The organism is Bradyrhizobium arachidis, assembly GCF_015291705.1.
Classification (GTDB): domain Bacteria; phylum Pseudomonadota; class Alphaproteobacteria; order Rhizobiales; family Xanthobacteraceae; genus Bradyrhizobium; species Bradyrhizobium arachidis.
The window spans coordinates 2820902-2846364 of the sequence record NZ_CP030050.1 but is presented as its reverse complement, the minus strand read 5'-3'; the positions used below and the strand labels follow the sequence as shown (position 1 = coordinate 2846364).

The 25463-nt window shown below is 64.7% G+C and carries 24 protein-coding genes and 1 pseudogene; 9 read left to right on the top strand and 16 right to left on the bottom strand.

Annotation, left to right across the window (positions count from 1 at the left end; translation table 11 throughout):
* Positions 1–188: 188 nt before the first annotated feature.
* Both WN72_RS13175 and WN72_RS13170 read right to left on the bottom strand, forming a co-directional pair.
* Positions 189–1385, bottom strand: coding sequence for a TAXI family TRAP transporter solute-binding subunit (locus WN72_RS13175; protein ID WP_092218070.1), 1197 nt, complete (start codon positions 1383–1385; stop codon positions 189–191).
* A gap of 57 nt (positions 1386–1442) precedes the next feature.
* Positions 1443–2582 (bottom strand): hypothetical protein, encoded by a 1140-nt coding sequence (locus WN72_RS13170; protein WP_244553875.1) that lies wholly within the window; start codon positions 2580–2582, stop codon positions 1443–1445.
* 459 nt (positions 2583–3041) lie between these two features.
* On the opposite strand from WN72_RS13170, the gene WN72_RS13165 reads away from it, so the two are divergent.
* Entirely contained in the window at positions 3042–3896 is an 855-nt protein-coding gene (locus tag WN72_RS13165) for a DUF1499 domain-containing protein (RefSeq protein ID WP_027558280.1), read from the top strand.
* Positions 3897–3967: 71 nt separating this feature from the next.
* On the opposite strand, the gene WN72_RS13160 is transcribed toward WN72_RS13165, so the two are convergent.
* The 4 genes from WN72_RS13160 to WN72_RS13145 all read right to left on the bottom strand — a co-directional run bounded on the left by WN72_RS13160 (position 3968) and on the right by WN72_RS13145 (position 9407).
* Complete coding sequence (locus WN72_RS13160; protein ID WP_027558279.1) at positions 3968–4885, bottom strand: MBL fold metallo-hydrolase; 918 nt, start codon at positions 4883–4885, stop codon at positions 3968–3970.
* A gap of 143 nt (positions 4886–5028) precedes the next feature.
* On the bottom strand, positions 5029–6243 hold the full coding sequence (locus tag WN72_RS13155) for an acyl-CoA dehydrogenase (protein ID WP_027558278.1): 1215 nt from the start codon (positions 6241–6243) through the stop codon (positions 5029–5031).
* 187 nt (positions 6244–6430) lie between these two features.
* Positions 6431–7507 carry a 3,4-dihydroxy-2-butanone-4-phosphate synthase gene (gene ribB / locus WN72_RS13150; protein ID WP_027558277.1) on the bottom strand — a complete coding sequence of 359 codons (1077 nt, stop codon included), beginning with the start codon at positions 7505–7507 and terminating at the stop codon, positions 6431–6433.
* A 169-nt stretch (positions 7508–7676) separates the two neighbouring features.
* Positions 7677–9407 carry a cation:proton antiporter gene (locus WN72_RS13145; protein ID WP_092218069.1) on the bottom strand — a complete coding sequence of 577 codons (1731 nt, stop codon included), beginning with the start codon at positions 9405–9407 and terminating at the stop codon, positions 7677–7679.
* Positions 9408–9474: 67 nt separating this feature from the next.
* On the opposite strand from WN72_RS13145, the gene WN72_RS13140 reads away from it, so the two are divergent.
* Together WN72_RS13140 and WN72_RS13135 are read left to right on the top strand one after the other, a co-directional pair.
* On the top strand, positions 9475–9993 hold the full coding sequence (locus WN72_RS13140) for a DUF3124 domain-containing protein (RefSeq protein WP_027558275.1): 519 nt from the start codon (positions 9475–9477) through the stop codon (positions 9991–9993).
* Between the two features lie 91 nt (positions 9994–10084).
* Positions 10085–11317 carry an aminotransferase-like domain-containing protein gene (locus WN72_RS13135; protein WP_027558274.1) on the top strand — a complete coding sequence of 411 codons (1233 nt, stop codon included), beginning with the start codon at positions 10085–10087 and terminating at the stop codon, positions 11315–11317.
* Positions 11318–11325: 8 nt separating this feature from the next.
* On the opposite strand, the gene WN72_RS13130 is transcribed toward WN72_RS13135, so the two are convergent.
* Complete coding sequence (locus tag WN72_RS13130) at positions 11326–11598, bottom strand: helix-turn-helix domain-containing protein (protein ID WP_092218067.1); 273 nt, start codon at positions 11596–11598, stop codon at positions 11326–11328.
* 158 nt (positions 11599–11756) lie between these two features.
* Between WN72_RS13130 and WN72_RS13125 the strand changes: the two genes are divergently transcribed.
* On the top strand, positions 11757–12209 hold the full coding sequence (locus WN72_RS13125) for a hypothetical protein (RefSeq protein WP_167381028.1): 453 nt from the start codon (positions 11757–11759) through the stop codon (positions 12207–12209).
* A gap of 131 nt (positions 12210–12340) precedes the next feature.
* Positions 12341–12565 (top strand): hypothetical protein, encoded by a 225-nt coding sequence (locus WN72_RS13120; RefSeq protein WP_092218098.1) that lies wholly within the window; start codon positions 12341–12343, stop codon positions 12563–12565.
* A gap of 67 nt (positions 12566–12632) precedes the next feature.
* Here the strand turns inward: WN72_RS13120 and WN72_RS13115 are convergent.
* The 9 genes and pseudogenes from WN72_RS13115 to WN72_RS13075 all read right to left on the bottom strand — a co-directional run bounded on the left by WN72_RS13115 (position 12633) and on the right by WN72_RS13075 (position 21481).
* Positions 12633–13450: pseudogene (locus WN72_RS13115) on the bottom strand (aldo/keto reductase).
* A gap of 254 nt (positions 13451–13704) precedes the next feature.
* The gene (locus WN72_RS13110) at positions 13705–15270 is read right to left on the bottom strand and encodes an alkaline phosphatase D family protein (protein WP_092218066.1); all 1566 of its coding nucleotides are present in this window, start codon (positions 15268–15270) and stop codon (positions 13705–13707) included.
* Positions 15271–15565: 295 nt separating this feature from the next.
* The gene (locus tag WN72_RS13105) at positions 15566–15979 is read right to left on the bottom strand and encodes a hypothetical protein (protein WP_027558268.1); all 414 of its coding nucleotides are present in this window, start codon (positions 15977–15979) and stop codon (positions 15566–15568) included.
* Between the two features lie 109 nt (positions 15980–16088).
* Complete coding sequence (locus tag WN72_RS13100) at positions 16089–17090, bottom strand: NAD(P)H-dependent flavin oxidoreductase (protein ID WP_092218065.1); 1002 nt, start codon at positions 17088–17090, stop codon at positions 16089–16091.
* A gap of 63 nt (positions 17091–17153) precedes the next feature.
* Positions 17154–17891: an SDR family oxidoreductase gene (locus tag WN72_RS13095; protein ID WP_092218064.1), complete on the bottom strand. Its 738-nt coding sequence runs from the start codon at positions 17889–17891 to the stop codon at positions 17154–17156.
* A gap of 78 nt (positions 17892–17969) precedes the next feature.
* Positions 17970–19580 carry a DHA2 family efflux MFS transporter permease subunit gene (locus WN72_RS13090; RefSeq protein WP_027558265.1) on the bottom strand — a complete coding sequence of 537 codons (1611 nt, stop codon included), beginning with the start codon at positions 19578–19580 and terminating at the stop codon, positions 17970–17972.
* Positions 19577–20731 (bottom strand): HlyD family secretion protein, encoded by a 1155-nt coding sequence (locus tag WN72_RS13085; RefSeq protein WP_092218097.1) that lies wholly within the window; start codon positions 20729–20731, stop codon positions 19577–19579. Before WN72_RS13085 ends, WN72_RS13090 begins: the two co-directional genes overlap by 4 nt.
* A 195-nt stretch (positions 20732–20926) precedes the next feature.
* Positions 20927–21085, bottom strand: coding sequence for a hypothetical protein (locus tag WN72_RS13080; RefSeq protein ID WP_167336523.1), 159 nt, complete (start codon positions 21083–21085; stop codon positions 20927–20929).
* Positions 21086–21106: 21 nt separating this feature from the next.
* The gene (locus tag WN72_RS13075) at positions 21107–21481 is read right to left on the bottom strand and encodes a PRC-barrel domain-containing protein (protein ID WP_027558263.1); all 375 of its coding nucleotides are present in this window, start codon (positions 21479–21481) and stop codon (positions 21107–21109) included.
* Positions 21482–21624: 143 nt separating this feature from the next.
* Here WN72_RS13075 and WN72_RS13070 point away from each other — a divergent pair, with 143 nt between their 5' ends.
* The 4 genes from WN72_RS13070 to WN72_RS13055 all read left to right on the top strand — a co-directional run bounded on the left by WN72_RS13070 (position 21625) and on the right by WN72_RS13055 (position 25376).
* On the top strand, positions 21625–23412 hold the full coding sequence (locus WN72_RS13070) for a thiamine pyrophosphate-requiring protein (protein ID WP_092218063.1): 1788 nt from the start codon (positions 21625–21627) through the stop codon (positions 23410–23412).
* 3 nt (positions 23413–23415) lie between these two features.
* Complete coding sequence (locus WN72_RS13065; RefSeq protein ID WP_027558261.1) at positions 23416–23643, top strand: hypothetical protein; 228 nt, start codon at positions 23416–23418, stop codon at positions 23641–23643.
* Positions 23644–23731: 88 nt separating this feature from the next.
* The gene (locus tag WN72_RS13060) at positions 23732–24283 is read left to right on the top strand and encodes a DUF4142 domain-containing protein (RefSeq protein WP_092218062.1); all 552 of its coding nucleotides are present in this window, start codon (positions 23732–23734) and stop codon (positions 24281–24283) included.
* A 202-nt stretch (positions 24284–24485) separates the two neighbouring features.
* Positions 24486–25376 carry an SDR family oxidoreductase gene (locus tag WN72_RS13055; protein WP_194483023.1) on the top strand — a complete coding sequence of 297 codons (891 nt, stop codon included), beginning with the start codon at positions 24486–24488 and terminating at the stop codon, positions 25374–25376.
* Positions 25377–25463 lie beyond the last annotated feature (87 nt).

Sequence of the window (25463 nt, the reverse complement as noted above, 5' to 3'; positions counted from 1 at the left end):
TCGTGAGAGCCTCTGGCCCTCCGGCAAGTATCAAGGTCAGGCAGGCAGAGTGATCATGATCTGATGCGACCTTCGGCGGATCACGCTCTAAAGCGCAATGAGATTAGGATTGATCGTCATCGCGCTTTAGGTTGTTGTTTGAGCATGATCTGTTCGGAAAACCGCTGCGCACTTTTCCGGATCATGCTCTAACGCTTTGCCTCCGCCTGGCCGGTGCTCTTCTGCCATTTCAGGAATTGTTGATAGAGCGCTTCGTCCTGTTCCGGCGTTCGCGCGCCCTGCTGGCCGGTTTCGCGGGTCTGTGCGGCAAGGAACTGGTCGAATCTCGCGCGTGTGTCGGAGGCTGGACCGGAATGCTGGTCGAGCCACTCCTGCGCCGGCGGGAAGCGATTCCATCCCTTCAGTGGCGCGCTCAACACCACCTCCTTCCACTTCGGATGGAAGGGCGACCGCTGCAGGTCTTTCAGCCGGTCGAAGAAGACCTGCACGAAATGCTCCACCTTACCGTATCGCTCGGTCTTTGCGGGCCAGTTGTAAGCCGCAAGGATGGCGGGCACAGCGATCGTGTCAACGCGGCCGCCAGGTGGGATCAGTGAAGGATAGTCCTCCGCCTTGAGGACAGATGGAAGATAGTCGCTCTGCAAGGGCCCGCTATATGGGATCGGTACGAAATGCAGGTCGTCTCCCTTCACCTGGCTCACGGCCTTGGAGGGACTTCCCTGCACCGCGATCACCGCGTCGAGTTCGCCGTTCTTCAGTTTTTCATAGGCGATGCGCTGCTCGATATAGGCGTAGACCGGCTTGACGCCGAGCCTCTCGAAGATCGTGATTGCGGTGACGAAAGTGCCTCCGTTCGGCAAGTCGACGGCAACACGCCGACCGTTCAGATCGGCAAGGCTGCGGATCGACGACCGCGCGACGACGTGCATCTCCTCATTGTAGAGCTTCGTGATATAGACGAACTGGTTGCGGATGTTGCCGGTGTAGCCCTTCCTTTCCAGGTAATCGAGCGTGTCGGCGCGCACGATGCCGAGATCGACCCCCTTGAGGAAAAGGATGTCCGCGATGCTCTGGACCGAGCCCCTCCCAATGATCGGCAGCACCCGCATCCGGTCGCCGTCATCCAGCGCGGAGGCAAGGTCGGCGCCGAACTGGACATAGGTTCCGCCGATTGTGCCTGACATCAGCGTCACGGTGTTGGCGTTGAGCCTCTCGTGCGTGCTCTTGCTGGTGCTGGAATAGCTGAAAATCGCCTTCAGGCCCTCGCTCACTGCGGCCGGGTCGACCTCGCCTCCCCTGTCCTGGGAAAAGGCCGGCGTCGCCAGCAGCACCGCGACCCCGGCCGCGCAGCCGAAAGCCAGGTCGGTCAAACGTCGGATGATCATCTCGTGAAACTCCGAATGGTCGAGATTGACAGGCGCGCGCGACGCACGCTGCCGGGATCAGCGGGTGGGCGTGAGCGTATCAAGCTGTCGCTGCGCCTCGGGGTCACCCCATTCTTTTGCCCGTTGGTACCAGTTGCGGGCCTGCGCGAGGTCCGCGAGCGGGCCACTGGCGCCCAACTGCTTGAGCACGTTCGGATCGTAGGTCCTGGCCACCAGCAGCGCGGCGCGCGCGTCTCCTCCTTCGGCCGCACGCAGAAGCAGCAGCCTCGCCGCCGAGACGTCGCCGCTGGTGAGCAAATCCTGTCCACGTTTGACGAGGCCAGAAATTTCCTTCGGATCCAGGCTACGCACGGCGTCCGTCTGCGGCGTCGGGGAGGCCACCAAGGAGCGCGTGGGCGGTACGGCCGTGACGGCTGTCGACGGCTGCGGAGCGACGCTGGCGGCGGGTTTCCAGGAAAGTCGGCTCGAGCCAACCACGAGCACGGCGCCGTTGCTGTCACGCAATTCTGCCATCGCGACCATCTGGCCGACGAAACCGTCTGGCGAAATGACCGACACGGCGGAAACTTCCGAAGCCGGCACGCGCCACTCGTTGGCGACGCGCTTGCCAGACGTCAACCGTGCGTCGGCTGGCAGTCCATTGATGGCAACGATAGCGCCGGAAGGGGGAGCACCCACGCGCATCCCGAGCGGCAAGGGGGCGTTGGCAAGCCCGCTGCTGTCCTCCACCGCAAGGGTCGCGACTTGCTTGCGTTGCGGTGCCGGACCGATCGCGGCTTTCACCGATTGCCAAAGCGACGAGATCGATGTGGCGTCGTTCGATTGAACTCCAGGCCTTTGCGATGCCGGAATGACTATGACGAGAATGAGCGCGATGCCTCCCGCAACTGCTGCCGCGATCGCGAACCTGACCACTACGCTGAGCAGCGCGCTCCTCCCCGAGTTACGAAGGGCGGCCGGCACCTCCATGGGCTCCATCGCCTCGTGCATGGCTTGGGCGACGGCTTTGGAGAACACGTCCGAATGGTCACGACGTCGCCGGTTGCCGGGCGATTGCAGGGGCGGGCCATCGGCAGTCGGCTCCGTGAATCGTCTTGGCGCCGCCGTCGGCTGCACCGTCCGCTCGCGCAAGTTACGCGGCGCGTAGTACGTCGGATCTTGCGGATCGATATCGCTTTCGTGCGGTCCACCACTCATACTGAACACTCGCCCTGATGGGGCGGCCCACCAGCCGCGCTGGTCGGCACCGGCTACGCTGTTCGCGATCCTTGCAGCTCATGAGGCGCAACCGCGCACATCCGGTCAGCCTTTGCGGCACGACCGGGAGCTGAGGTCACTCTTGCAACGTTTCCGGCTGACGCCCGCCGTTGTTCCTAGCCGTTGTTCTTTTTTTGACCTTTCGCCGGGACGGTCCCTCGCCTCGGCGGTTCCGACAACCTGCAGTAGAGCCTTGGGGCGAAATTACGACCAAGTCAATCTACAACTAAAGATCATTTAGATTGAATGGTTAATCAACTAAGTTGCATAATCCCGTCTGTTCTCTGTGCCGTATCGTCCGCAAACCTTGAAATTGCCGGGCCGCCGTGGTCTCAAGCAGCCAGTTTTCAATCGGCCCCCTGGCGGCGGGCCAAGCCCCCAACCCGGCAGTTCTCATCGATGGCCCGCAGGTTTTCCGCTCCCTATCAGACGGAGCCCGTGTCCAGCCTCGCGAGCTGGGCGCGCAATCTGGCCGTGTTCGCGGTGGTGGCGGTGCTGGTGTCGATCCTCATCGTCCGCTTCGGCTTTCTGGAGCCGAAGCCGGCGCTCGCCACTTTCTTCGGGGGCCTTGCGATCGCCGGGCTCTCCATCCTGTTCGGGCTCGCCGGCTTTGCCGCGATCTGGCAGAACGGCTCGCGCGGCATGGCGCGCATCCTGCTCGCGTTCCTGATCGACGGGATGATCCTCGCCTACCCCGCCTATCTCGGCCTGCAATACCGCAAGCTGCCGGCGATCCACGACATCACCACCGACCCGATCGATCCGCCGCGCTTCGAGGCGCTGGCCCCGCTGCGCGCCGGCGAGGGTGCCAACACCGCGGTCTATGCCGGTCTCTACTCGGCCGAACAGCAGCGCCAGTTCTATCCCGATATCGAGCCGATCGAGCTCGAGATCCCCGTCGACCGCGCCTATGCGATCGCGCGCCAGCTCGTCATCAAGCGCAAATGGCTCGTCATCGACGAACGCGAGCCGAGGCCGCCGCGCCGCATCGGCCGCATCGAGGCGGTGGCGCGCACGCCGATCATGGGCTTGCGCGAAGACATCTCCATCAGGGTCGTGCCCGATGGCGACGATTCCCGCGTCGACATCCGCTCCGCCTCGCGCAATTTCGACAGCGATCTGGGCAGCAACGCCGCGCGCGTGACCAAGTTCATCGAGGATCTCAACACCGCTGCGGATGCCGATGCGCTGAAGCCGGTGAAAAAGACACCGGTGGCGCCGCCGAAGGCGCCGGCGAAGACGGTGAAGAAATGAGATTGGCGAATGGGGAGTAGCGAATAGCGAGTGCAGAGCACCTATTCGCTATTCCCAATTCGCCATTCGCCTTAGGCCATCCGATACGAACCCGTGATCACGGGATCGCCGTCCGTCGCCACCACGCCGCGGGCGACGAGATCCTCCAGATGCGCCAGCACGGAATAGCCAGCGGCCGTCGTCAGGCGCGGGTCGATGCCGATATAGATCGCGCGCACCATGGTCGGGATGTCGGTCTCGCCCTTGGCGAGGCGGTGCAGGATCGAGGCCTCGCGCGCCTTGCGGTGACGGATCAGGAAGCGCACGAAGCGCTGGCCGTCCGGAATCTCAGGGCCGTGCCCGGAGAAATAGAGATCCTCATCGCGTGCGGCGAGACGATCGAGCGATTCCATGTAGTCGATCATCGAGCCGTCGGGCGGCGCCACGATCGAGGTGGACCAGCCCATCACATGGTCGCCGACGAAGTTGAACTTCCGCTCGGGCCAGGCGAACGCGAGATGATTGGCGGTGTGGCCGGGCGTTGCCACCGCCTCGAGCCGCCAGCCATCGCCCTCGACGACGTCGCCATGGGCGATCCTGATATCGGGCGCGAAGTCGCGGTCGGCGCCCGATTCCGGGTTGTGCTTCTCGCTCTCGAAGCGCGGACGCGAGGCGCGGTGCGGGCCTTCGGCATAGACCGGCGCACCGGTCGCCTGCTTGATCCGCGCGGTGTTCGGCGAATGGTCGCGGTGGGTGTGGGTGACGAAGATATGGCTTACCGTCTCGCCGCGCACGGCATCGAGCAGCGCGGCCGCATGCGCGGCGTCATCAGGACCGGGATCGATGATCGCGACGTTGCCCTTGCCGACGATGTAGCTGACCGTGCCGGTGAAGGTGAACGGGCTCGGATTGTTACAGAGCACGCGCCGCACGCCGGGGCGGACTTCCTCGACGACGCCAGGCTTCAGTGGAAAGTTGCGGTTGAACGGGACGTCGTCGTTGTCGGACATGGCTTGCTCATACCTTGCTGACTTCGTCATGCCCGGCCTCGTGCCGGGCATCCACGTTCTTCGCGCGGGCTAAGACGTGGATGGCCGGGACAAGCCCGGCCATGACGGAGGTGGAGAGTTCTCTTGCCTCGTACCGTAAGCGCTCAGAAAAACGCCTGAATGCCCGTGATGGCGCGGCCCAGGATCAGGGCGTGGACGTCGTGGGTGCCCTCGTAGGTGTTGACCGTCTCGAGGTTATGGACGTGGCGCATGACGTGGTACTCGGCCGAGATGCCGTTGCCGCCGTGCATGTCGCGGGCGACCCGGGCGATGTCGAGGGCCTTGCCGCAATTGTTGCGCTTCATGATCGAGATCATCTCGGGCGCGAACTTGCCCTCGTCCATCAGGCGGCCGACGCGAAGCGAGCCCTGCAGGCCGAGCGCGATCTCGGTCTCCATGTCGGCGAGCTTCTTCTGCACGAGCTGGGTCGCGGCAAGCGGCTTGCCGAACTGCTTGCGGTCGAGCGTGTACTGGCGGGCACGATGCATGCAATCCTCGGCGGCGCCCATCGCGCCCCAGGAAATGCCGTAGCGGGCGCGGTTGAGGCAGCCGAACGGGCCCTTGAGGCCGGAGACGTTGGGCAGCAGCGCGTCCTCGGGAACCACGACGCCGTCCATCACGACCTCGCCGGTGATGGAAGCGCGAAGTGAGAGCTTGCCGCCGATCTTGGGCGCGGAGAGACCCTTCATGCCCTTCTCCAGCACGAAGCCGCGGATCTGGTTGTCGTGCTCGGCCGACTTGGCCCAGACCACGAACACGTCGGCGATCGGCGCGTTGGAGATCCACATCTTGCTGCCGGTCAGGCGATAGCCGTCCGAGACCTTCTCGGCGCGGGTCTTCATGCCGGCCGGGTCGGAGCCGGCGTCGGGCTCGGTCAGGCCGAAGCAGCCGACCCACTCGCCGCTGGCGAGCTTCGGCAGGTACTTCTTGCGCTGGTTCTCATCGCCATAGGCGTAGATCGGATACATCACCAGCGAGGACTGCACCGAGTTCATCGAGCGATAGCCGGAATCGACCCGCTCGATCTCGCGCGCGACGAGGCCGTAGGCGACGTAGCTCGCATTGGCGCAGCCATATTCCTCCGGCAACGTGATGCCGATCAGGCCGAGCTCGCCCATCTCGTTGAAGATCTCGCGATCGGTCTTCTCTTCGAGATAGGCCTTGGAAACGCGGGGCAGCAGCTTGTCCTGGGCGTAGGCGCGGGCGGTGTCGCGCACCATGCGCTCGTCTTCGGTGAGTTGCTCGTCGAGCAGGAACGGATCGTCCCACTGGAAGGAAGCCGCAGCCGGCTTGTCCTTGGTCTGAGGGCGCACGCTCATGAAACGTCCTTTCGCGTCTGGTTCCGTCAAATAATTGCCCGACAAATTAAAGCGCCGCGGCAACAAGTGCAATTGCATCCTGGTTTCGGTCATTCCGGGCCGTTACGAAGCGTCGAACCCGGCATCTCTTTGCCTTCGAGATTCCGGGTCTGGCGCTTTCAGCGCCATCCCGGAACGACACTGCGTGTCAGCTCTCGAGCTGCTCGTTGGCGACGATCTCGATGCCAAAGCCCGACAGGCCCTTGTAGTCGTGCACCGAGGAGGTGAGATGGCGGATCGAGGTGACGCCGAGATCGCGCAGGATCTGCGCGCCGACGCCGACCTCGCGCCACTGGCGGTTGCGGTCGGCTTCGGTCGCCGACTCGTCCGGCAGCGGCGACACGGGGACACCGGCCGCCCCGTCGCGCAAGTACACCAGCACGCCGCGGCCGGATTTCTTGAAATGCTCGAGCACGACCGCCATGCGCTTGTGGCCGGTGAAGGTGTCCTTGACGATGTTCGGCTTGTGGAAGCGCGTCAGCACGTTCTTGCCGTCGCCGACGCCGTTGTAGACGAAGGCGACGTGGGCGATGGAGTCGAACGGCGAGCGGTAGGCATAGCCCTGCAAGGGGCCGATCGGACTTTCGGTGACGAAGGTCGAGACCCGCTCGATCAGCTTCTCGCGCGCCTGACGGTAGGCGATCATGTCGGCGATGGTGACGTGCTTGAGCTTGTGCCTGGCGGCGAACTGCGAGACCTGCTCGCCCTTCATCACGCTGCCGTCGTCGTTCATCAGCTCGCTGATGACGCCGACCGGCGGCAGGCCGGAGAGCTTGCAGAGGTCGACGGCGGCCTCGGTATGGCCGGAGCGCAGCAGCACGCCGCCATCCTTGGCGATCAGCGGGAAAATGTGGCCCGGACGGGCGAAATCGTTGGCGCCGACATTGGGATTGGACAGCGCGCGGCAGCACGAGGCGCGCTCCTCGGCCGAGATGCCGGTGCCGCCGTCGGGCTTGTAGTCGATCGAGACCGTGAAGGCGGTGGTATGCGCGGAATCGTTGTGGGCGACCATCGGATCGAGCCGCAGGCGGCGGGCGTCCTCGGTGGTCACGGGCGCGCAGACGATGCCGGAGGTGTGGCGGATGATGAACGCCATCTTCTCGGCGGTGCAGAGCGAAGCGGCGACAATCAGATCGCCCTCGCCCTCGCGGTCTTCGTCGTCGGTGACGACCACGAGCTCGCCCCGGGCAAAGGCCTGCAAGACTTCCTGAACGCTATCGGGCATGTCCCAATCTCTATCGGTTATGAGCGGGAGGCTTAGCCGGACTTCGGCCGGGGCGCTAGTGTCCTGGACGCAACCGCATATTCCGGCTCGCGGGCCTGCCCGCGGCTTTCAGGCTTGCACCGCAGATACCATCGATATAGGCGCGGATGCCCCAGGGGGAAGACCGCCGTCAGGGCAGCACTTCGCGCCGCTCGCCGAGCCGCAGGTCGAGCTCGGCGCGCTTGTCGGCCAGAAGCCCCGCCTGGGCGGCCTCGATCACGGTAAATAGCTCATGAGCGTCGCTGAGCCGGGTCACCGTGACGTAGCTGGCTCCGGCCTCATAGAGTTCACCCACATCCGACAGGAGATCGGCCGTAGCGACGATCATGGCGGTCGGGTTCAGCGTGCGGACGTGGCGGACCAGCTTCTCGTTGCTGGCGCCCTTCAGGAGCGCATCCGGCACGCTGAGGATGATCATCTCGGACTTGCCGACGCCGGCATGGAGCAGCGTGTCGGCGCTGCTGATGTCGCCATAGATCACGTGCAGGCCGCGCGACAGCAGCGTCTGGTACACATTGGGGTTGAAATCAACCACCGTGATCTGCTCGAGCAGCACCGGCGCCTGTCGTTCGATCTCGGCCAGCAGCGCGCTCGCCGCACGGAAAAAGCCGAGGATGACGATGCGGCGGGCCTCGCCGTGGCCGCCCTCGTGGCCCTCCTCGCCGCGCGCCTGGCCGTCGTCGAGGTCCTTCAGGCCGATCCGCTTCAACGGGCCGATCGCCCAGCGGGTGATCTCGTCGCTGCGGCTCATCGCGAAGGTCGAGAGCACCGCCAGCACCACGAAGGCAAAGGAGGCGGCGTTCGCCGTTTCGGCCGCAATGTGGTGGTCGGCAACGCCGGTCTGGATCACCACCAGCGAGAACTCGGAGATCTGCGCGAGGTTGAGGGCCGGCAGCAGGCTGGCGCGCAGGCCCTGCTTCATCAGATAGAGCGGGGTGAAGGTGGTGACGAGCCGGCTCACCACCGTGAACGCCGCGATCATCAGCGCCAGCCCGATCACGGAAAGGCCGGGCACGGGAATCGTCATGCCGAGCGCGACGAAGAACAGCGTGATGAAGAAGTCGCGGAGCGTCGTGACCTTGGCGGTGACGTCGAGCGCATAGGGAAAGGTCGAGAGCGAGACGCCGGCGATCAGCGCGCCCATCTCGCGCGACAGCGACAGCCGCTCGGCGGTCTCGGCGACGAGAAAGCACCAGGCCAGCGCCCCGAGCAGGATCAGCTCAGGCCGGCGGGCGATCTGGTGGAACAGCCGTGGCAGCACGTAGCGGCTGACCAGGAGCGCGGCGGCGACCAGCACCGCGACGCGGCCGATCGAGAGCAGGATGACGCTGATCTGCAGATTGGCAAGGCTCGGCTGCACGGCCAGGAACAGGATGGCGAAGATGTCCTGGAGCACCAGCACGCCGAGCGTGATGCGGCCTGGCAGCGTATCGAGCTCGCGCTTCTCGTAGAGCACCTTGACGATGATGACCGTGCTCGACAGCGCGCAGGCGACGCAGAGATAGAGCGCATCGAAATGGCCGCCGCCGAGCGACAGGCCGATGCCGACGAAGAACAGCACCCCGAGCAGGCAGCCGCCCAGCAGCTGGCCCCCCGCCGCGAACAGGATCACCTTGCCCGCCCGCACGATCTTCTTCAGGTCGATCTCGAGGCCGATCATGAACAGCATGAAGATCAGGCCGAGCTCGGAGATGACGCTGATCGATTCCTGCGACTGGACCCAGCCGGCGCCGAATGGACCTATGCAGAAGCCGGCGATAAGGTAGGCCAGGATCAGCGGTTGCCGGGAGAAATGGGCCAAAAGGCCCAGCATCCAGGCAAACAGGATACAAAGAGTGATGTCGCGAATAAGCTCATGCATGCCAAATCGGTCCGTTTTGCCGCACCCTAGTGACCGAGTGCAGCGCGGCAAGCGAGCAATTCGTCACATGCGGATCGTGCTCTGGCTGATAGCCCTACTAGGTTCGTTCGCGCCTGCAATCGCTCAGCCCAAGGTCAATATCGAGCAGACCTTTGCCGATTCGCTCACCGCGCTGCCGAAGGAGGAACTGGCCGTCTCCGGCGGGTTCTACGTGCCCGCCTATTCCAGCGTTGCGATGAGCCAGGGCAAGCTGCGTGTCGACTTCTCGGTGACCTTGAGCGTTCACAACGCCTCCGAGACGCAAGCACTGGTAGTCAAACGCATCGCCTATTTCGACACCGCAGGCAAGCAGGTCGAGACCTATCTGAAGACACCGGTAGCCTTGAAGCCGCTGGCCACCGTCTCGATTTTCATTGCGACCGACGACGTGCGCGGCGGGACCGGGGCCAATTTCCTGGTCGACTGGGCCGCAACGGGCGAGATCGCCGAGCCGGTGGTCGAAGCCTTGATGGTTGGCGGCGTCGCCAATGCGCATTACGCTTTCATCAGCCAGGGACGTCCGACCAGGACGGCCGGAAAGAAGTAAGGCCGCCCTCCCAGGCGGCCGGCAAAGAAGAAACAAGGCTGGCCGGCGCAACGCCGGCTGCTCAACAAGAACAGAAACGAGGAACGCTCCCATGACGTCCAGCTTCGATTTCGCGCCCCTGTTTCCCGCAGGGCTGCCGGCCCCTTCTGCGCGCTGGACGGGCCTTGCCAAATACAGTTTTGTCGGCGGCAATAACGATTCCGAGCAGCTGCCACTCGAGGGCCTGATCGAGGCGACCAACTCGGCCCTGCAACGCGAGGGCCGCTCGCTCGCCACCTATGGGTTGGCGCATGGTCCGCAAGGCTATTTGCCCCTGCGCGAGTTCCTCGTGACGAAACTCAAGCGCGATGCCGGCATCAACTGCGCGGTCGACGATCTCCTGATCGTGTCCGGCTCGCTCCAGGCCCTCGACCTCGTCAACAACACGCTGCTGGCGCGCGGCGACACCGTGATCTTCGAGCAGGAGAGCTACCAGGGCTCGTTGACTCGCCTGGCGCGGCTCGGTGTCAACGTGGTCGGCATCCCGCTCGACAAGGACGGCATGCGCATGGACGTGCTGGCCTCGACGCTGGCCGATCTGAAAAGCCGCGGTATCCGTCCCAAATACATCTACACCATTCCCACCGTGCAGAACCCGACCGGCACCATCATGCCCGAGAGCCGCCGCGCTGAGCTGGTACGGCTCGCGACCGAGTACGGCGTGCCGATCTTCGAGGACGATTGCTATGCCGACCTCGTCTGGTCGGGACAGCGGCCGCCGGCGATCTACGCGATGAGCCCGCACGGCGGCGTGATCCATATCGGCTCGTTCTCGAAGTCGATCGCGCCGGCGCTGCGCGTCGGCTTCATCGTCGCGCCCTGGGATGTGATGTCGCGGATGCTGGCGCTGAAGACGGATGCCGGCTCCGGCGCGCTGGAGCAGATGGTGCTCGCGGCCTATTGCAAGCCGCATTTTGCGAGCCACGTGCCGGCGCTGACGAAGGCGCTTCGCACCAAGCTCGATACGCTGATGGAGGCGCTGAACGAGCAGTTCGGCACCGCGGCCGAGTTCGAGGAGCCCAAGGGCGGCATCTTCCTCTGGGTCAAGCTGCCCGACCAGGTCGATACGCTCAAGCTCTATCAGGCCGCGCTTGCCGCCGGCGTCTCGATCAATCCGGGGCCGGAATGGTCGACCAACAAGAGCCATTCCAGCTCGCGGTTGCGGCTGTGCTTTGCAAGCCCTTCGCATCAGCAGATCCGCGAGGGCGTGGCCGTGCTGGCCGAGGTCTGCCGCAAGGAATTCGGCGTGCCTGCCCGCAGCGCCAATGTGGAGAAGCGGGCCTGAAGTTCGGCTTAGGCCACCTGGGGCTGGCTGCCGTGGATCGCGGCGGCCAGTCGCAGCAGCAGCACGATCGAGACGTTGCCCTTGCCGGCCTCGATCTGGGCAATGTAGCGCTCGGAAATCCCGGAGCGGCGGGCGAGCTCCCGGCGCGACAGCTCGCAGCGCGTGCGCGAGGTTCTCAAGCGTTCGCCGAGCTCGGCCAGAAACGCGGCCTCGGAATAAGGCGGCACGGCACAGCTCCCCGGCAGCACCTCGCCCGCGAAATCCATGACTTGATTCAGCATCGCTCTCACCACGCATCGCCTTCGGGAGCGTCATCCTACGCCTGATGCGACCGGCCTCATTGACGCGGATCAAATTCGCGCGCGAATGGCAGCCAGCGTGGACGATCGCGCCCGGGATGCTAGAATTTGGAATTGTTCGAGGCGGGGTTTTTCAAGATATGACGCGTTGTGTGAGCCGCTGGACCACGGCAGCGGTGCTATGGATTGCGTTCGCGTCCACGGCCGGCGCCGAGACGCTGGCAGGAACGGTCGAGCAATGGGGCCTGCTCGGCTCATGGGCGGTCGATTGCGCAGCAAGGCCCGACCGAGAGAAAGGCGCGCGGCTCACTTACGAAATCCGGAAAGACGGCCGGGTGATGTACCGGCGCAATTTCGGCGAAGCCAAGGACGAGAACGAGGTCGTGTCCGCGACGGTCAACGCCGAGGGCCTGCTCAATGTGATGGTGTACTTCCCCTCGATGCAGCAGACGCGCGAGTTCGGCCTGCTGCTGTTGGAGGACGGCGGCTTGCGCGCGATCTCCAATCGCAGCGAGCGCGGGGTGTACACGATCAGAGACGGCAAATACGTCGGCACGGGCGAGCCGACGCCAGCACAGCAGCGCTGCGATTAACCATTGCGTCAGAGCACGATCTTTTCGAATCATGCTCTGTCTGAACATCCATTCAGAAATCTCTTCCCGTTCCTCCGGAACGTTCATGCGAATGCACGGTTTAGATTTGCACTCGATTGGAGGAGGACATCATGAAGAAGCTTGGTTATGTGGTTGCGGCCCTCGGTGCGCTCGTGATCGCGGCGCCGACGCTGGCCGGCGCCGAGACGGTGGTGGTCAAGCGCGGTCATCATCACGGCCTGTACGGCGCCCGCGCCGAATACGGCATGCATCGCGACCACGGCTGGCATCGCGGCTGGCACCATCGCGACAGGGTCGTCGTGATCAAGCACGGCCATCGTCACCACTGGGACTAATGCGCAACGCAACGTGGAAATGGCCCCTCCCCGGGGCCATTTCTTTGTGCTCGCGAGATATCTTCGTTCAATCCCACGCCGGCGCAAAACCCGGATTGACGCAGCGCCCGTCCTTGGGCAGCGCGGCGATATTCTTGCGGTCGGCATCGTCGAGCGTGATCTTGAGCGCGTCGAGATTGGCCTGCTGGCTCTCGCGTCGCGAGGCTTTCGGGATCGCCGCAACGCCGTTCTGATCGAGCAGCCATTTCAGCGCGACCTGGGCTGCGGTCGCATTGTGCTTGGCGCCGATCTCGGCCAGCACCGGATCCGAGGCGATGCGCCCCTGCGCCAGCGGGCAATAGGCGACCAGCGGGATCGATTTGGCGTTGAGATAGGCCAGCACCTTCGATTGATCGAGCATGGCGTGGTATTCGATCTGGTTGCAGGCGATCGGCGCCCTGATGTCCTCGACCGCGATCTTGAGCAGCGCCGTGGTGAAATTGGCTACACCGATCGCCCGCGTGCGCCCTTCCTCCTTCAGCTTCATCAGGGTCTCAAACACCGCGCCCCAGTTCGCTGACTTGACGGCCAGTGCACGAGGTAGAGGTCGACGTGATCGAGCCTGAGCTTGTTCAGGCTGGCGTCGAAAGCCCGGCGGATGGCGTCGGGGCTGAGATTCTCGTGCCAGACCTTGGTGGTGACATGCAGCTCGGCACGCGGCAGCTGGGCGGCGGCAAGCGCGGTGCCGATGGCTTCCTCGTTGGCGTACATCTCGGCGGTGTCGATGTGGCGATAGCCGATCGACAGTGCGCTCTCGACCGCGGCACGGCAGGCATCACCCTGCATGCGGAAGGTGCCGAGGCCGAGCTTGGGCATGCTGATGCCCTGTGTCTTCAGATGATCCATGGGTAAACTCCTGACGTCTTTCGTGCCGCCAGACACGCGGTGGGACCGCGGGGGACAGACTCTTCGGTGATGGAAAAGAGGTGGCGGGAGCGAGCAGTGTAGCGCGTGTGGCGCAAGGCTGCCAATCAAGATCGGGTTAGTTTTCCCTCGCCGTCATGCCCGGGCTTGTCCCGGGCATCCACGTTCTTCGCGCCAGGCAAGACGTGGATGGCCGGGTCAAGCCCGGCCATGACGACGGAGAGACTGCACGCCCCTCACGAATGCTGCGCCACCACGGCAGGGCGCGCCTGCGGCTGCGGCTCGATGTCGACCGACCAGAGGTCGCGGTTGTCGACGTCCTTCAATGTCACGGTCATCACGCCACTGGCGCCGTCGATGTCGACGCGGCCGAAGAACTGCAGGCCGAAGCACGGCGCGAGGTTGTCGCCCTGCGCCTCGCTGCATCCGTACTGGTACATCGCGACCGGGCCAAAGGTGTTGTCGAGCTCGCCCGGGCTCCAGGTGCCGGCATGCAGCGGGCCGGAGACGAACTCCCAGAACGGCTCGAAATCTTGGAACTGCGCCTTGTTCGGATCGTAGTAGTGCGCGGCGGTGTAGTGCATGTCGGCGGTGAGCCAGACGATGTTGCGCACGTCGGCGCGCTTGATCGCACTGAGCAGATCAGCGATCTCGTGCTCGCGCCGGTCGGGTGCGCCGTCGCCAAGCGCGACGGCATCGAGACTGACGAGGCCGATGGGTAGGTCGGCCGCGATCACCTTCCAGGTCGCGCGCGAGGCGGCGAGCTCCCGCTTCAGCCAGGCGAGCTGCTTGGCACCGAGAATCCAGCCGCGATGATCGTCGCCCTTGTTCCAGGTCTCGTCGCGATAGCTGCGCATGTCGATCATGAAGACGTCGAGCAGCGGGCCGTAGCCGATCTTGCGGTAGACCCGGCCCATGCGCGCGCCGATGTCGCGGATCGGCATGAAGTCGAAGAAGGCGCGGCGAGCGCGTGCGGCGAGGCGCGGGGTGCCGTCGTCCTCGAAGCCGGCTTCATCGTAGCTGCCGATGGGCGACCAGTCGTTCGTGACCTCGTGGTCGTCCCACTGCGCGAACATCGGCACCTGCGCATGGAAGGCGCGAAAGTGCTCGTCGAGATGGTTGTATTTGTAATTGCCGCGAAACTGCGCCAGCGTGTGGGCGACCTCGGCTTTGTCCTCCGTCACCACATTGCGCCAGGTCTCGCCGTTCGGCAGCTTCTGCTCGGAGGGAATCGCGCAATCGGCGTAGATGTGATCGCCGGAATGGATGAAGAAGTCCGGACGGTTGTCGAGCATAGTGCGATAGCTGCGATAGCCGCCGCGCGAGACGTCGATGCCCCAGCCCTGCCCCGCGACGTCGCCGGACCACACGAACGAGATCGACTGGCCGGCCGCCGGCGCGGTGCGGAAATGGCCGATACGGCTTTCGCCGGCGATGCCGGTCGCGATGTCGTCGAAGCGCACGCGATAGAAGATGTCCTGCCCCACCGGCAGATCGTCGAGCTGCAGCTTTGCGGTGAAGTCGGCGTCGGGCAGCGCATCGCGCGAGACGGATGCAATGATGGTCTTGAAGCTCTCGACGGTGGAGCACTCCAGCTGCATGCGCGCGGGCCGATCCGCGCGCGCCCAGATCACGGCGGAGCCATCGCAGACATCACCGGACTGGATGCCGCCCGCGATCTGCGGACGATCAGCGGCGCGACTGATCGAAGGCTTCGCAAGCGAGGCGATGGCGAGGCTTGAGGCGGAGCAGACCAGGAATTGCCGCCGGGTCCATGCGCGCGAGGCGCGGAGCGATGCCATTCAGGAGACCTTCGTCGAATCGCGACGGAAGGTGCCTGCGCTCCTTGACTCCGAGCTTACGGTTTCTTGACTCTGCGCCTACGGTTTTGCGACGTGGAGATGACGCATTGAGCGGGAGCCGCAGCGGCGGTCCACTCCCTCGCCCCGTTCTTAGGGGAGAGGGTTGGGGTGAGGGGCTCCATCCACACGTGCGATCGTCGCGGGACCTGTACCCCCTCACCCGGAATCCGCGCTACGCGCGAATTCCAACCTCTCCCCGCAAGCGGGGCGAGGTAAAGACACAGCGACAGCGCGCCTAGCGCTTCCAGTTGCAGATGCCGCCGGAGCGGCACGGCCAGGTCTGGATGCGGGTGTCCATCGCCTGCGCGTCGAGCGGATTGCCACGGCGATGTGCTAGCTTGGTGCGCGCTGCACCGCGCGGCTCGGCGCTCCTGGCACGCGCGACCTTCGGCTCGGGCACATGTACGCGCTCGGCGGCGACCTTCTTCGGCACATCCATCGGCTCGACACGGGCCTGCGCCTCGTTGCCGCCCTTGGCCTGGAGCGCCACCGGCGCGAACTGCGTCTCTGGCCCGAGCCGCTTCGGCGACAGCACCGCCTTGGAGAGATCGAGACCGAGATATTCGTCGGGCTTGTAGTCGTCAGCGCGTGCGAGTCCGCCCCATGCGAGCACGAGGGCAACTGCAAAACAAACGCTTTTCAGGACCACGGACGCCTCCTGAAATTGAATTATTAAAGGGGTAATTTACCCCTATTTAGGAGGCACCGCGTGCAATTCCAGCGGCCGATTGCCGCCGTGGTTAAGAAGTTTGCCGGTGTCAGGCGACTTTTCTTGCCGTTCCCGTACCCTCCAGGAACCCCAGCAGGCGGCTGCGGATGATGGTTTCCGCCTCGCTCATGATGCGATCGACGAGTTCCTTGCAGGTGGGGATGTCGTGGATGAGGCCCGCGACCATGCCGCAGCTCCAGGCGCCCGCGTCCATCTGGCCGTCCAGCATGATTTTTGGATAGACGCCCGCGACCTGGTCGTGGATGTCGTCGATGGAGAGCTTGGCGCCCTTCTCGCGCTCGATCTCGAGCAGGCGATCGACATTGGCGTTCTTGAGCACGCGCTCGGTGTTGCGCAGCGCGCGCATGATCAGGCGCGTGTCGAGCTCGGTGGCGGCGACCAGCGCATTCTTCACGTTCTGATGCACTGGCGCTTCCTTGGTGGCGATGAAGCGCGTGCCCATGTTCATGCCGGCCGCGCCGAGCGAGAGCGCCGCGACGAGGCTGCGCCCATCGGCCATGCCGCCCGAGGCGACGAACGGGATCTTCAATTCCTCCGCCGCACGCGGCAGCAGGATCATGTTCGGAATGTCGTCCTCGCCGGGATGGCCGCCGCACTCGAAACCGTCGACGCTGACGGCGTCGCAGCCGATCTTCTCGGCCTTCAGCGAGTGCCGCACCGAGGTGCATTTGTGGATCACCTTGATGCCGGCGGCCTTCAGTGCGGGCATGTATTGTTCCGGACTGCGGCCCGCGGTCTCCACCGCCTTGATGCCGCCTTCGACGATGGCCGCGATATATTCCGGATAAGGCGGCGCCGAGAACGTCGGCAGGAAGGTGAGGTTTACGCCGAACGGCTTGTCGGTCATGTCACGGCAGCGCGCGATCTCCTTCGCGAGCAGCTCCGGCGTCTTCTGTGTGAGACCGGTGATGATGCCAAGCCCGCCGGCATTGGAGACGGCGGCAGCCAGCTCGGCAAAGCCGACGAAATGCATGCCGCCCTGGATGATCGGGTGCTCGATGCCGAACAGTTCGGTAATCGCGGTCTTCACGTAGGTCCTCCTCCCGGAATTTGCTCAGGTTGATTTCAGTCTAGCCGGACTTTTGCGCCGCGGTCACCATTTCTCTCCGAACGGGCGGATCTCCATCTCGAAGGTCCAGGCACTCTTCGGCTGCTGGTAGAGCTGCCAATAGGAGTCGGCCACAGCCGACGGCGGCATCAAGAGGTCGGGATTGTCGAGCGCATTCGGGCCGAGCGCTTCGAGCCGGCGCTGCCGCACCCATTCGGTGTCGACGCCGGAATCGATGATGAGATGGGCGACGTGGATGTTCTTCGGCCCGAGCTCGCGCGCCATCGCCTGCGCCACGGCGCGGAGACCGAACTTCGCGCTGGCGAAGGCGGCAAAGCCGCTGCCGCCGCGCAAGCTCGCAGTCGCGCCGGTGAAGAAGATGTTGCCGCCGCCGCGCGGCAGCATCAGCCGCGCCGCTTCACGGCCGGCGAGGAAGCCGGAATAGCAGGCCATCTCCCAGACTTTGCGGAAAACGCGTTCGGTGGTGTCGAGGATCGGAAAGTTGACGTTGGCACCGACGTTGAAGATGCAGACTTCGAGCGGCGCATGCTTGTCGGCATCGTCGAGAAAGGAGATGACTTCCTCCTCCTTGCGCGCATCGAGCGAGCGCGCGTGGATCTCGCCGCCGGCAACTTCGATATCCTTCACCAGCGGCGCGAGCTTGTCGCCGTTGCGCCGGCCGGCGAAAATCGAAAAGCCCTCTGCGGCAAATTTCTTGGCGATCTCCGAACCGATGAAATCGCCGGCGCCGATCACGGCCGCTGTCGCGTTTCGCTTGGGCAAGGTCGCCTCCTCCGGGCAAGACACGTGATTGGGCCGGAGGCTATAATCCCAGCATAGAGCCGTCAAATACCCACGAGCTCAATGTCGCGCCGGCGCATGCAGATCGATCGGCCGCAGCACAGCCGCGGTGGGGATCATCAGCACCGCGACGATCGCAAGCGTCCAGAACACGTCGATATAGGCGAGGAAATCGACCTGCTGCTGCAAGGTGCGGCCGACCCAGGCCACCGCCTGTGACGCCGCATCGCTCGCATTCGAGCCCTGCGCCTGGAAGTAGCGCGTCATGGCGTCGATGGTCTGCTGATAGCCGAGGTCGGACGGTGCAGCGTGCTCGATCAGGCGGCTCTGATGAAATTGCTGGCGCTGCGCCAGAATGGTCTGCGCCAGCGCAACGCCCATGGATCCTCCGATGTTGCGGGCGACGTTGATCAAGGCAGAAGCCTGGTTGGTCTTGTCCGGCGGCACGCCGTCATAGGAGGCGGTCGTCACCGGCAGGAACAGGAAAGGAAGACCTATCGCGAGGAAGATGCGCGACAATGCCGCATAGCCGTAGGTGATGTCGCCGCTGAGCCCGGTGAGATGCCACATCGAGAACGCGACGACCGCAGCGCCGAACATGATGAGATATTTCGGCTGCACGGTGCTGATGAGGCGACCGACCACCGGCATCAGCACCAGCGTCGCGACGCCGCCGGGCGACAGCGCAAGTCCGGCCAGCATGGCCGTGTAGTTCAATTCGGTCTGGAGCAGTTGCGGCAGAAGCTGCGTGGTCGAGATCAGCACCGCACCGGTGCCGAGCATGACCAGGAAGCAGGCGCCGAACTGGCGCCGGCCGAGCAGTCGGAGGTCGACAATGGGATCCTCGCGCGTCAGCTCCCACGGGATCAGCGCGAGCAGCGACACCGCCGCCAGCACCGCGAAGACGATGATCATGTTCGAGCCGAACCAGTCGTTGCGCTGGCCTTCATCGAGAACGTATTCGAGCGAGCCCAGCCCGATTGCGACGAGTGCGAAACCGACATAATCGACCCGCAAGCCCTTGCTCAGCAGCTTCTGCCTCTCTTCCTCCGCGCCCGAGGGCTCCTTGACCAGCGTGCCGACCAGGAATAGCGAGAGCAGGCCCATCGGCACGTTGATCAGGAACACCCAGTGCCAGCTGTAGGTGTCGGTGATCCAGCCACCGAGCGTCGGGCCGATCACCGGCGCGACCACGACGGCGACGCCGTAGATCGCAAAGGCCTGGCCGCGCTTGTGCGGCGGGAAGGAGTCGGCGAGGATCGCCTGCTCGCTGGTCGCCATGCCGCCGCCACCGAGGCCCTGGAGAATCCGGAACAGCACCAGCGCCTCCAGATTCCAGGCAAAGCCGCACAGCAGCGATGCCACCGTGAACGTCGCCACGCACATCATGTAGAAGCGCTTGCGGCCGATCACGGTCGACAGCCAGCCCGAGATCGACAGCACGATGGCATTCGCAACGAGATAGCTGGTGATGACGTAGGTGCTCTCGTCGAGGCCCACCGCGAGCCCGCCGGCGATGTGGCGCAGCGCGACATTGGCAATGGTGGTGTCGAGCACCTCCATGAAGGTCGCGATCGAGACCACGAAGGCGATCAGATAGGGATTGTGTCCGCCGGCCGCCGAGCGCTCCGGCGACCAGCCTCCGGCGCCCTCTTGCGTGGCGTCGGTCATCGCACCCTGGTCCAGGGCACGACCGACATGCCGGGACCGACAGGCAGATCGGCCGGCCAGTTGTCGACCACGATCTTCACCGGCACGCGCTGCACCACCTTGACGTAATTGCCGGTGGCGTTCTCCGCCGGCAGCAGACTGAACGCGGTGCCGGAGCCCGGCTGCACGGAATCGACATGGCCGGTCAGCTTGCGCCCGGGATAGGCGTCGATGCGGATCTCGACCGGCTGGCCCGGACGCATGTCGTTGAGCTGCGTCTCCTTGTAGTTGGCGACGATCCAGACCTCGTCCGGCACGAACATCATCAGGCTCTGGCCTGCCGTGACGAAGGTGCCCTTGGCGCCCGACAGCTTCACCACGCGACCGGACTGCGCCGCGACGACGCTGGTGTATTGCAGATTCAGCTTGGCCTGATCGAGCTGCGCCTGCGATTGCTCCAGTTGTGCCTTGGCGCCTTCGAGCTGGGCCTGCAGCGTCTTGATGCCGACCTGTGCGGTCGTGACCGCGGTCTTGGCGCGCTCGGTGTTGGCCTGCTGCGCCTGAAGGTCGGAGCGCGTCTGCTGCTGGCGCTGCACGGTGCCGGCGCCCTTCTCGACCAGATCTTCCGCGCGCCTGAACTCCTCTTGCGCGAACTGGAGCTGGGCCTGCGCCTGATCGAGCTGGGCCTGAGCCTGCTTGATCTGCTCCTCCTGGGAGACGATCTGCGCCTCGACATTGGCGATGTTGGCCTTGGAGACTTCAACCTGAGCAGTAGCCTGATCGACCGCGATCCGGTAGTCGCGCTCGTCGATCTTCGCCAGCAGATCGCCGGCCTTGACATGCTGGTTGTCGGTGACCGGCACGTCGGTCACGTAGCCGCCGACCTTCGATGCCACGGAAAAGCTGCGCGCCGCGACGAAGGCGTCGTCGGTGGATTCGTAGTGGCGGACCTCGAGCCAATAGAGCACGCCGCCGACGAGGGCTGCGATCAGCACGACGGTCCCGACACTTGCCAGCAGCCAATGCTCACGCAGCCGGTCGCGCAGCGATGGCGTCTGCGCCGACTTCTGGCCGTCGGCGTCGCGGGTCTGATCAGGAGGGGTTTTCGGAGCCTCCTTCGCCCTCTGCGGCTGCTCCGCGGACGGATCGCGCTGCCGTGTCTGAGCATCCACGGTGAACACCTTTCTTGCGGACTAAACCGGCGGGAGAGCAGAGACGAGCAGCTCGCGCACTGCGAGCCTAACCGCAGCGCTGAGGCATGGTTCCGGCTTTAAAGAAGCTCACCGCCATTCGTGATTGCATGTCAAAAAACAAGCGCGGCACTCTCGGTACCGCGCTTGCCTGAAGTGTCGGTATGGCGAACTTGCTCAGTGCGTCTTGGTCTCATGCCACTTCTCGAGATCGGGCTTCACCTTGCCCGACCCCTGCTCCTTCTCCGGAGTGCCCTTCCAGGGCGTGTCCGTTTGACTGTGCGAGCCCCAGTCATTCTGCTGCCGGGGATCGTCGTTGGGTCGTTCCTTGCTCATCGCAGGCTCCTTCGCTGGATGCTATGCGAAGGGAACGCCGTAATAGGAGTTGATGCCGCGAACCGCGGCGTCGTCACCCCAGTTCCAGTCGCTCCGATCGCCGTATTTCGGCGCGCCTTCCAGCTCCTTGGTGGTGATGCCGGTGACATAGCCGCCGAGCTCCGTGTCGTATTTGAGCGACTGCCAGGGCAAGGGATAGTGATCATTGCCGAGCCCCAGGAAGCCGCCGAAGCCGAGCACGGCGTAGGACACCTTGCCGCTGACCTTGTCGATCATCACACGCTCGATCGAGCCGATCCGGTTGCGATCCGCGCCATAGACCGATGTTCCCTCGACCTTGTCGCTGCCGATCAACCGGCCCATCTCGCCGCGGTCCAGTTCGCCTTGATTCAACATATCAATTCTCCACTCAGCCAATGTGTGAACCAACCGCACAGGCGAGCGATCGTTCCGGCACGCAACCTGCCCAACATTCAGGAACATCGCCGGAAACGCGCGGTTCTCTAACGTCACACCGAGAGAAACCGGAAGCCGCCTCGATGTCCCAGACCGTCTCCGACTTCATCGTCCAGCGCCTGCATCAATGGGGCGTGCGGCACTTGTTCGGTTATCCCGGCGACGGCATCAACGGCGTGTTCGGCGCGCTGAACCGGGCGGACGGCAAGATCGGCTTCGTGCAGGCGCGGCACGAAGAGATGGCCGCGTTCATGGCAACCGCTTATGCGAAGTTCTCGGGCGAGCTCGGCGTCTGCATCGCGACCTCGGGCCCGGGCGCCTCGCATCTCATCACCGGCCTCTATGATGCGCTGCTCGATCACCAGCCGGTGCTGGCGATCGTCGGCCAGCAGGCACGCGATGCGCTGGGCGGGAACTACCAGCAGGAACTCGACCTCGTCTCGATGTTCAAGGACGTTGCCGGCGCCTATGTCATGCAGGCGTCCTCGCCCGCGCAGGTGCGGCACCTGATCGATCGCGCGGTGCGGACTGCATTGGCCCGGCGTGCTCCCACCGCGATCATCCTGCCCAACGATCTCCAGGAAGAGCCCTACGAAAGCCCGCCCCGTGCGCACGGCACGCTGCATTCCAGCGTCGGCTACAATGCGCCCAGCATCTTGCCGCGCGACGCCGATCTCGACCGCGCCGCGGAGGTGCTCAACGCCGGCAAGAAGGTCGCGATGCTCGTCGGCGCCGGCGCGCTCCACGCGACCGACGAGGTCATCGCGGTCGCCGACCGCTTGTCGGCTGGCTGCGCCAAGGCGCTGCTCGGCAAGGCGGCGCTGCCGGACGATCTGCCTTGGGTGACCGGCGCGATCGGGCTGCTCGGCACCGAGCCCAGCTACAACATGATGATGGGCTGCGACACGCTGCTGATGGTCGGCTCCGCCTTTCCCTATGCCGAATTCCTGCCCAAGGAAGGCGTCGCGCGCGGCGTGCAGATCGACATCGACGCCAGCATGATGTCGATCCGCTTTCCCATGGAAGTCGGCCTCGTCGGCGATGCCGCAGAGACCTTGCGCGCGCTGCTGCCGCGGCTCGCGCCGAAGGCCGATGGAGCCTGGCGCAAGGGGATCGAAGAGGACCTCGCAAAATGGTGGAAGACGCTGGACGACCGCGCGCATCAGCCAGCCGCGCCGGTCAATCCGCAACTGGTCGCCTGGGAATTGTCCCCTCGCCTGCCCGACCGCGCCATCATCACCAGCGATTCCGGATCCTGCGCCAACTGGTTCGCGCGCGATCTGAAGATACGCCGCGGCATGATCGCTTCGCTCTCGGGCGGCCTCGCCTCGATGGGCGCCGCGGTGCCTTATGCGCTTGCCGCGAAATACGCCCATCCGGATCGGCCGGTGATTGCGCTGGTCGGCGACGGCGCGATGCAGATGAACAACATGGCCGAGCTGATCACGGCCGCGAAATACTGGCGCTCCTGGCGCGACCCGCGCTTCATCGTCTGCGTCTTCAACAACGAGGACCTCAACCAGGTCACCTGGGAGCAGCGCATCATCAACGGCGATCCCAAATTCGAGGCCTCGCAGCGCATTCCCGACGTGTCCTATTCCCGCTTCGCCGAGATCATCGGCCTCACCGGCATCTTCGTGGACAGTCCGCAGCTGCTCGGCTCGGCCTGGGATCAGGCGCTGGCGAGCGAGAGGCCCGTCGTGCTGGAGGTGAAGACCGATCCCGAGGTGCCGCCGCTGCCGCCGCACATCACGCTCCAGCAGGCCAAGAACTTCTCGCTCGCGCTGATGAAGGGCGATCCGAACGAGAGCAGCGTCATCAAGGGCGCGGCACGGCAGGTGCTCGAAACCATCCTGCCCGGAAAGGAGTGAACCATGAGCGATTTCCGCGATATCCAGCATGGCGTCAACGACCCCGTCGATGGCGTCGACGTGAAGCAGCACTTCAACGACAACAAGACGCCCCACGAGCGCGCACAACACCATGCCGACGTGCGTGCAGAGCCTTCGGCCTCGCCAAGCGAACCGTTTCTGCCCGAGCGGCTGCGGCGCAAGCCGACCGATCCGATCAATCCGCGCACCGGCCGCAACCCCACCGATTAGCCGTTAGGAACCTCGGCCCCAGCGGTGTGTTGGTCGGCGCAACGTCGCGCGGCGAGAGGCTGTGCGCCCACATCGGAGAGATCGGACCATGAAACGCACCATCGTCGCCATCGCCTGCGTGCTGCTTGCAGGCCCCGCGCTCGCCCAGTCGCTGGGCGAGAAGACCGGGGTCAATTCGGCACTCGGCGTCGCGCCCGCCACAGCCGACTTCGTCAAGGAGGTGGCGATCAGCGACATGTTCGAGATCGAATCGAGCAAGCTCGCCGAGCAGAAGGGCAATGCGCAGGAGAAGGCCTTCGCCCAGCAGATGGTGACGGACCACACCAAGACCAGCGGCGAGCTGAAGGGCCTGGTCAGCGGCGGCAAGGTGCAGGCGACGCTGCCGACGGCGCTCGACAGCTCGCACCAGAGCAAGCTCGACAAGCTCAAGGGCGCGACGGGCAAGGATTTCAGCTCGGACTACAATTCCTACCAGGTCAGCGCCCACGAGGACGCCGTGTCGCTGTTCGAACGCTATGCCAAGGGCGGCGACAATTCCGCGCTGAAGGACTGGGCCGGCAAGACCCTGCCGGCACTCAAGCACCATCTCGACATGGCCAAGGAGCTCGGCAAGGCCCCGAGCGTCGGTCAGTCGGAGTAACCATCTTCTGATGGACGCCGGCCCTTGCGGTCCTCCCCGTTAGCAACGATGCCGGTCTCGGCGGATTGATCTCAAAATCGCGGAGACCATCGTGGCACAGCAAGACAAGACCTCACTCACCCGCCGGCACGTCGTTCACGCCGCGAGCACAACGCTCGCGGCGGCTTCGCTGGCGTCTTTGTCAGTGAAAGGAGAGACATCCATGGCCGAGCAGAAGCTGATCGACCCCGTCAGCCGCTATCCGAAGCCACCGTTCAAGAAGCAGTCGCAGCCCTGGCCGGGTCTTGCCGGCAAGATGGAGCCGCGCCCCGATCATGGCGAGACCAGCTACAAGGGCTCCGGCCGCCTTGCCGGCCGCAGGGCGCTGATCACCGGCGGCGACTCCGGCATGGGCCGCGCCGCCGCGATCGCCTATGCGCGCGAAGGCGCCGACGTCGCCATCAACTATTTCCCGACCGAGGAGGCGGATGCGCAGGACGTGATCGCGCTGATCAAGAAGGAAGGCCGCAGCGGCGTTGCCATCCCCGGCGATCTCCGCGACGAGGCTTTCTGCAAGACGCTGGTCGAGCAGGCCGTACAGCAGCTGGGCGGGCTCGATATCGTGGTTTGTAACGCCGCACGCCAACAGAGCCGCGAGTCGATCCTCGATGTATCGTCCGAGGATTTCGACGCGACCATGAAGACGAATATCTACGCGCCATTCTGGATCATCAAGGCGGCGCTGCCGCATCTGGGGCCCGGGTCCTGCATCATCGGCACGACCTCCGAGCAGGCTTACGATCCGTCTCCGGAGCTCTACGATTACGCGCAGACCAAGGCGGCGACGATGAACTACGTGAAGTCGCTGGCCAAGCAGCTCGGCCCGAAAGGCATCCGCGTCAACGGCGTCGCGCCGGGCCCGATCTGGACGCCCCTGCAGGTCTCCGGCGGCGCATCGATGGAGAAGCTCGAGAAGTTCGGCGGCATGACTCCGCTCGGGCGCCCCGGCCAGCCTGCCGAGCTCGCGTCCATTTACGTGCAACTGGCCGCGGCGGATGCAAGCTACGCGACCGGTCAGGTGTATGGATCCGCCGGCGGATCAGGTCAGCCATAGCCTCGGCGCCGCGGGCCGATGACAGGTAAAAGCCAGGAACGATCGCCGCCTTCCTGGTTTACATAACTGTCACAAAGGAACCACCGC

Coding starts and splice junctions, on each gene's coding strand:
- WN72_RS13090 (WP_027558265.1), bottom strand. CDS start 19,580: ATGACCGACGCCACGCAAGAGGGCGCCGGAGGCTGGTCGCCGGAGCGC.
- WN72_RS13110 (WP_092218066.1), bottom strand. CDS start 15,270: ATGGCATCGCTCCGCGCCTCGCGCGCATGGACCCGGCGGCAATTCCTG.
- WN72_RS13080 (WP_167336523.1), bottom strand. CDS start 21,085: ATGAGCAAGGAACGACCCAACGACGATCCCCGGCAGCAGAATGACTGG.
- WN72_RS13075 (WP_027558263.1), bottom strand. CDS start 21,481: ATGTTGAATCAAGGCGAACTGGACCGCGGCGAGATGGGCCGGTTGATC.
- WN72_RS13160 (WP_027558279.1), bottom strand. CDS start 4,885: ATGTCCGACAACGACGACGTCCCGTTCAACCGCAACTTTCCACTGAAG.
- WN72_RS13130 (WP_092218067.1), bottom strand. CDS start 11,598: ATGCTGAATCAAGTCATGGATTTCGCGGGCGAGGTGCTGCCGGGGAGC.
- ribB (WP_027558277.1), bottom strand. CDS start 7,507: ATGCCCGATAGCGTTCAGGAAGTCTTGCAGGCCTTTGCCCGGGGCGAG.
- WN72_RS13070 (WP_092218063.1), top strand. CDS start 21,625: ATGTCCCAGACCGTCTCCGACTTCATCGTCCAGCGCCTGCATCAATGG.
- WN72_RS13135 (WP_027558274.1), top strand. CDS start 10,085: ATGACGTCCAGCTTCGATTTCGCGCCCCTGTTTCCCGCAGGGCTGCCG.
- WN72_RS13060 (WP_092218062.1), top strand. CDS start 23,732: ATGAAACGCACCATCGTCGCCATCGCCTGCGTGCTGCTTGCAGGCCCC.
- WN72_RS13145 (WP_092218069.1), bottom strand. CDS start 9,407: ATGCATGAGCTTATTCGCGACATCACTCTTTGTATCCTGTTTGCCTGG.
- WN72_RS13165 (WP_027558280.1), top strand. CDS start 3,042: ATGGCCCGCAGGTTTTCCGCTCCCTATCAGACGGAGCCCGTGTCCAGC.
- WN72_RS13120 (WP_092218098.1), top strand. CDS start 12,341: ATGAAGAAGCTTGGTTATGTGGTTGCGGCCCTCGGTGCGCTCGTGATC.
- WN72_RS13170 (WP_244553875.1), bottom strand. CDS start 2,582: ATGAGTGGTGGACCGCACGAAAGCGATATCGATCCGCAAGATCCGACG.
- WN72_RS13065 (WP_027558261.1), top strand. CDS start 23,416: ATGAGCGATTTCCGCGATATCCAGCATGGCGTCAACGACCCCGTCGAT.
- WN72_RS13125 (WP_167381028.1), top strand. CDS start 11,757: ATGACGCGTTGTGTGAGCCGCTGGACCACGGCAGCGGTGCTATGGATT.
- WN72_RS13055 (WP_194483023.1), top strand. CDS start 24,486: ATGGCCGAGCAGAAGCTGATCGACCCCGTCAGCCGCTATCCGAAGCCA.
- WN72_RS13140 (WP_027558275.1), top strand. CDS start 9,475: ATGCGGATCGTGCTCTGGCTGATAGCCCTACTAGGTTCGTTCGCGCCT.
- WN72_RS13155 (WP_027558278.1), bottom strand. CDS start 6,243: ATGAGCGTGCGCCCTCAGACCAAGGACAAGCCGGCTGCGGCTTCCTTC.
- WN72_RS13175 (WP_092218070.1), bottom strand. CDS start 1,385: ATGATCATCCGACGTTTGACCGACCTGGCTTTCGGCTGCGCGGCCGGG.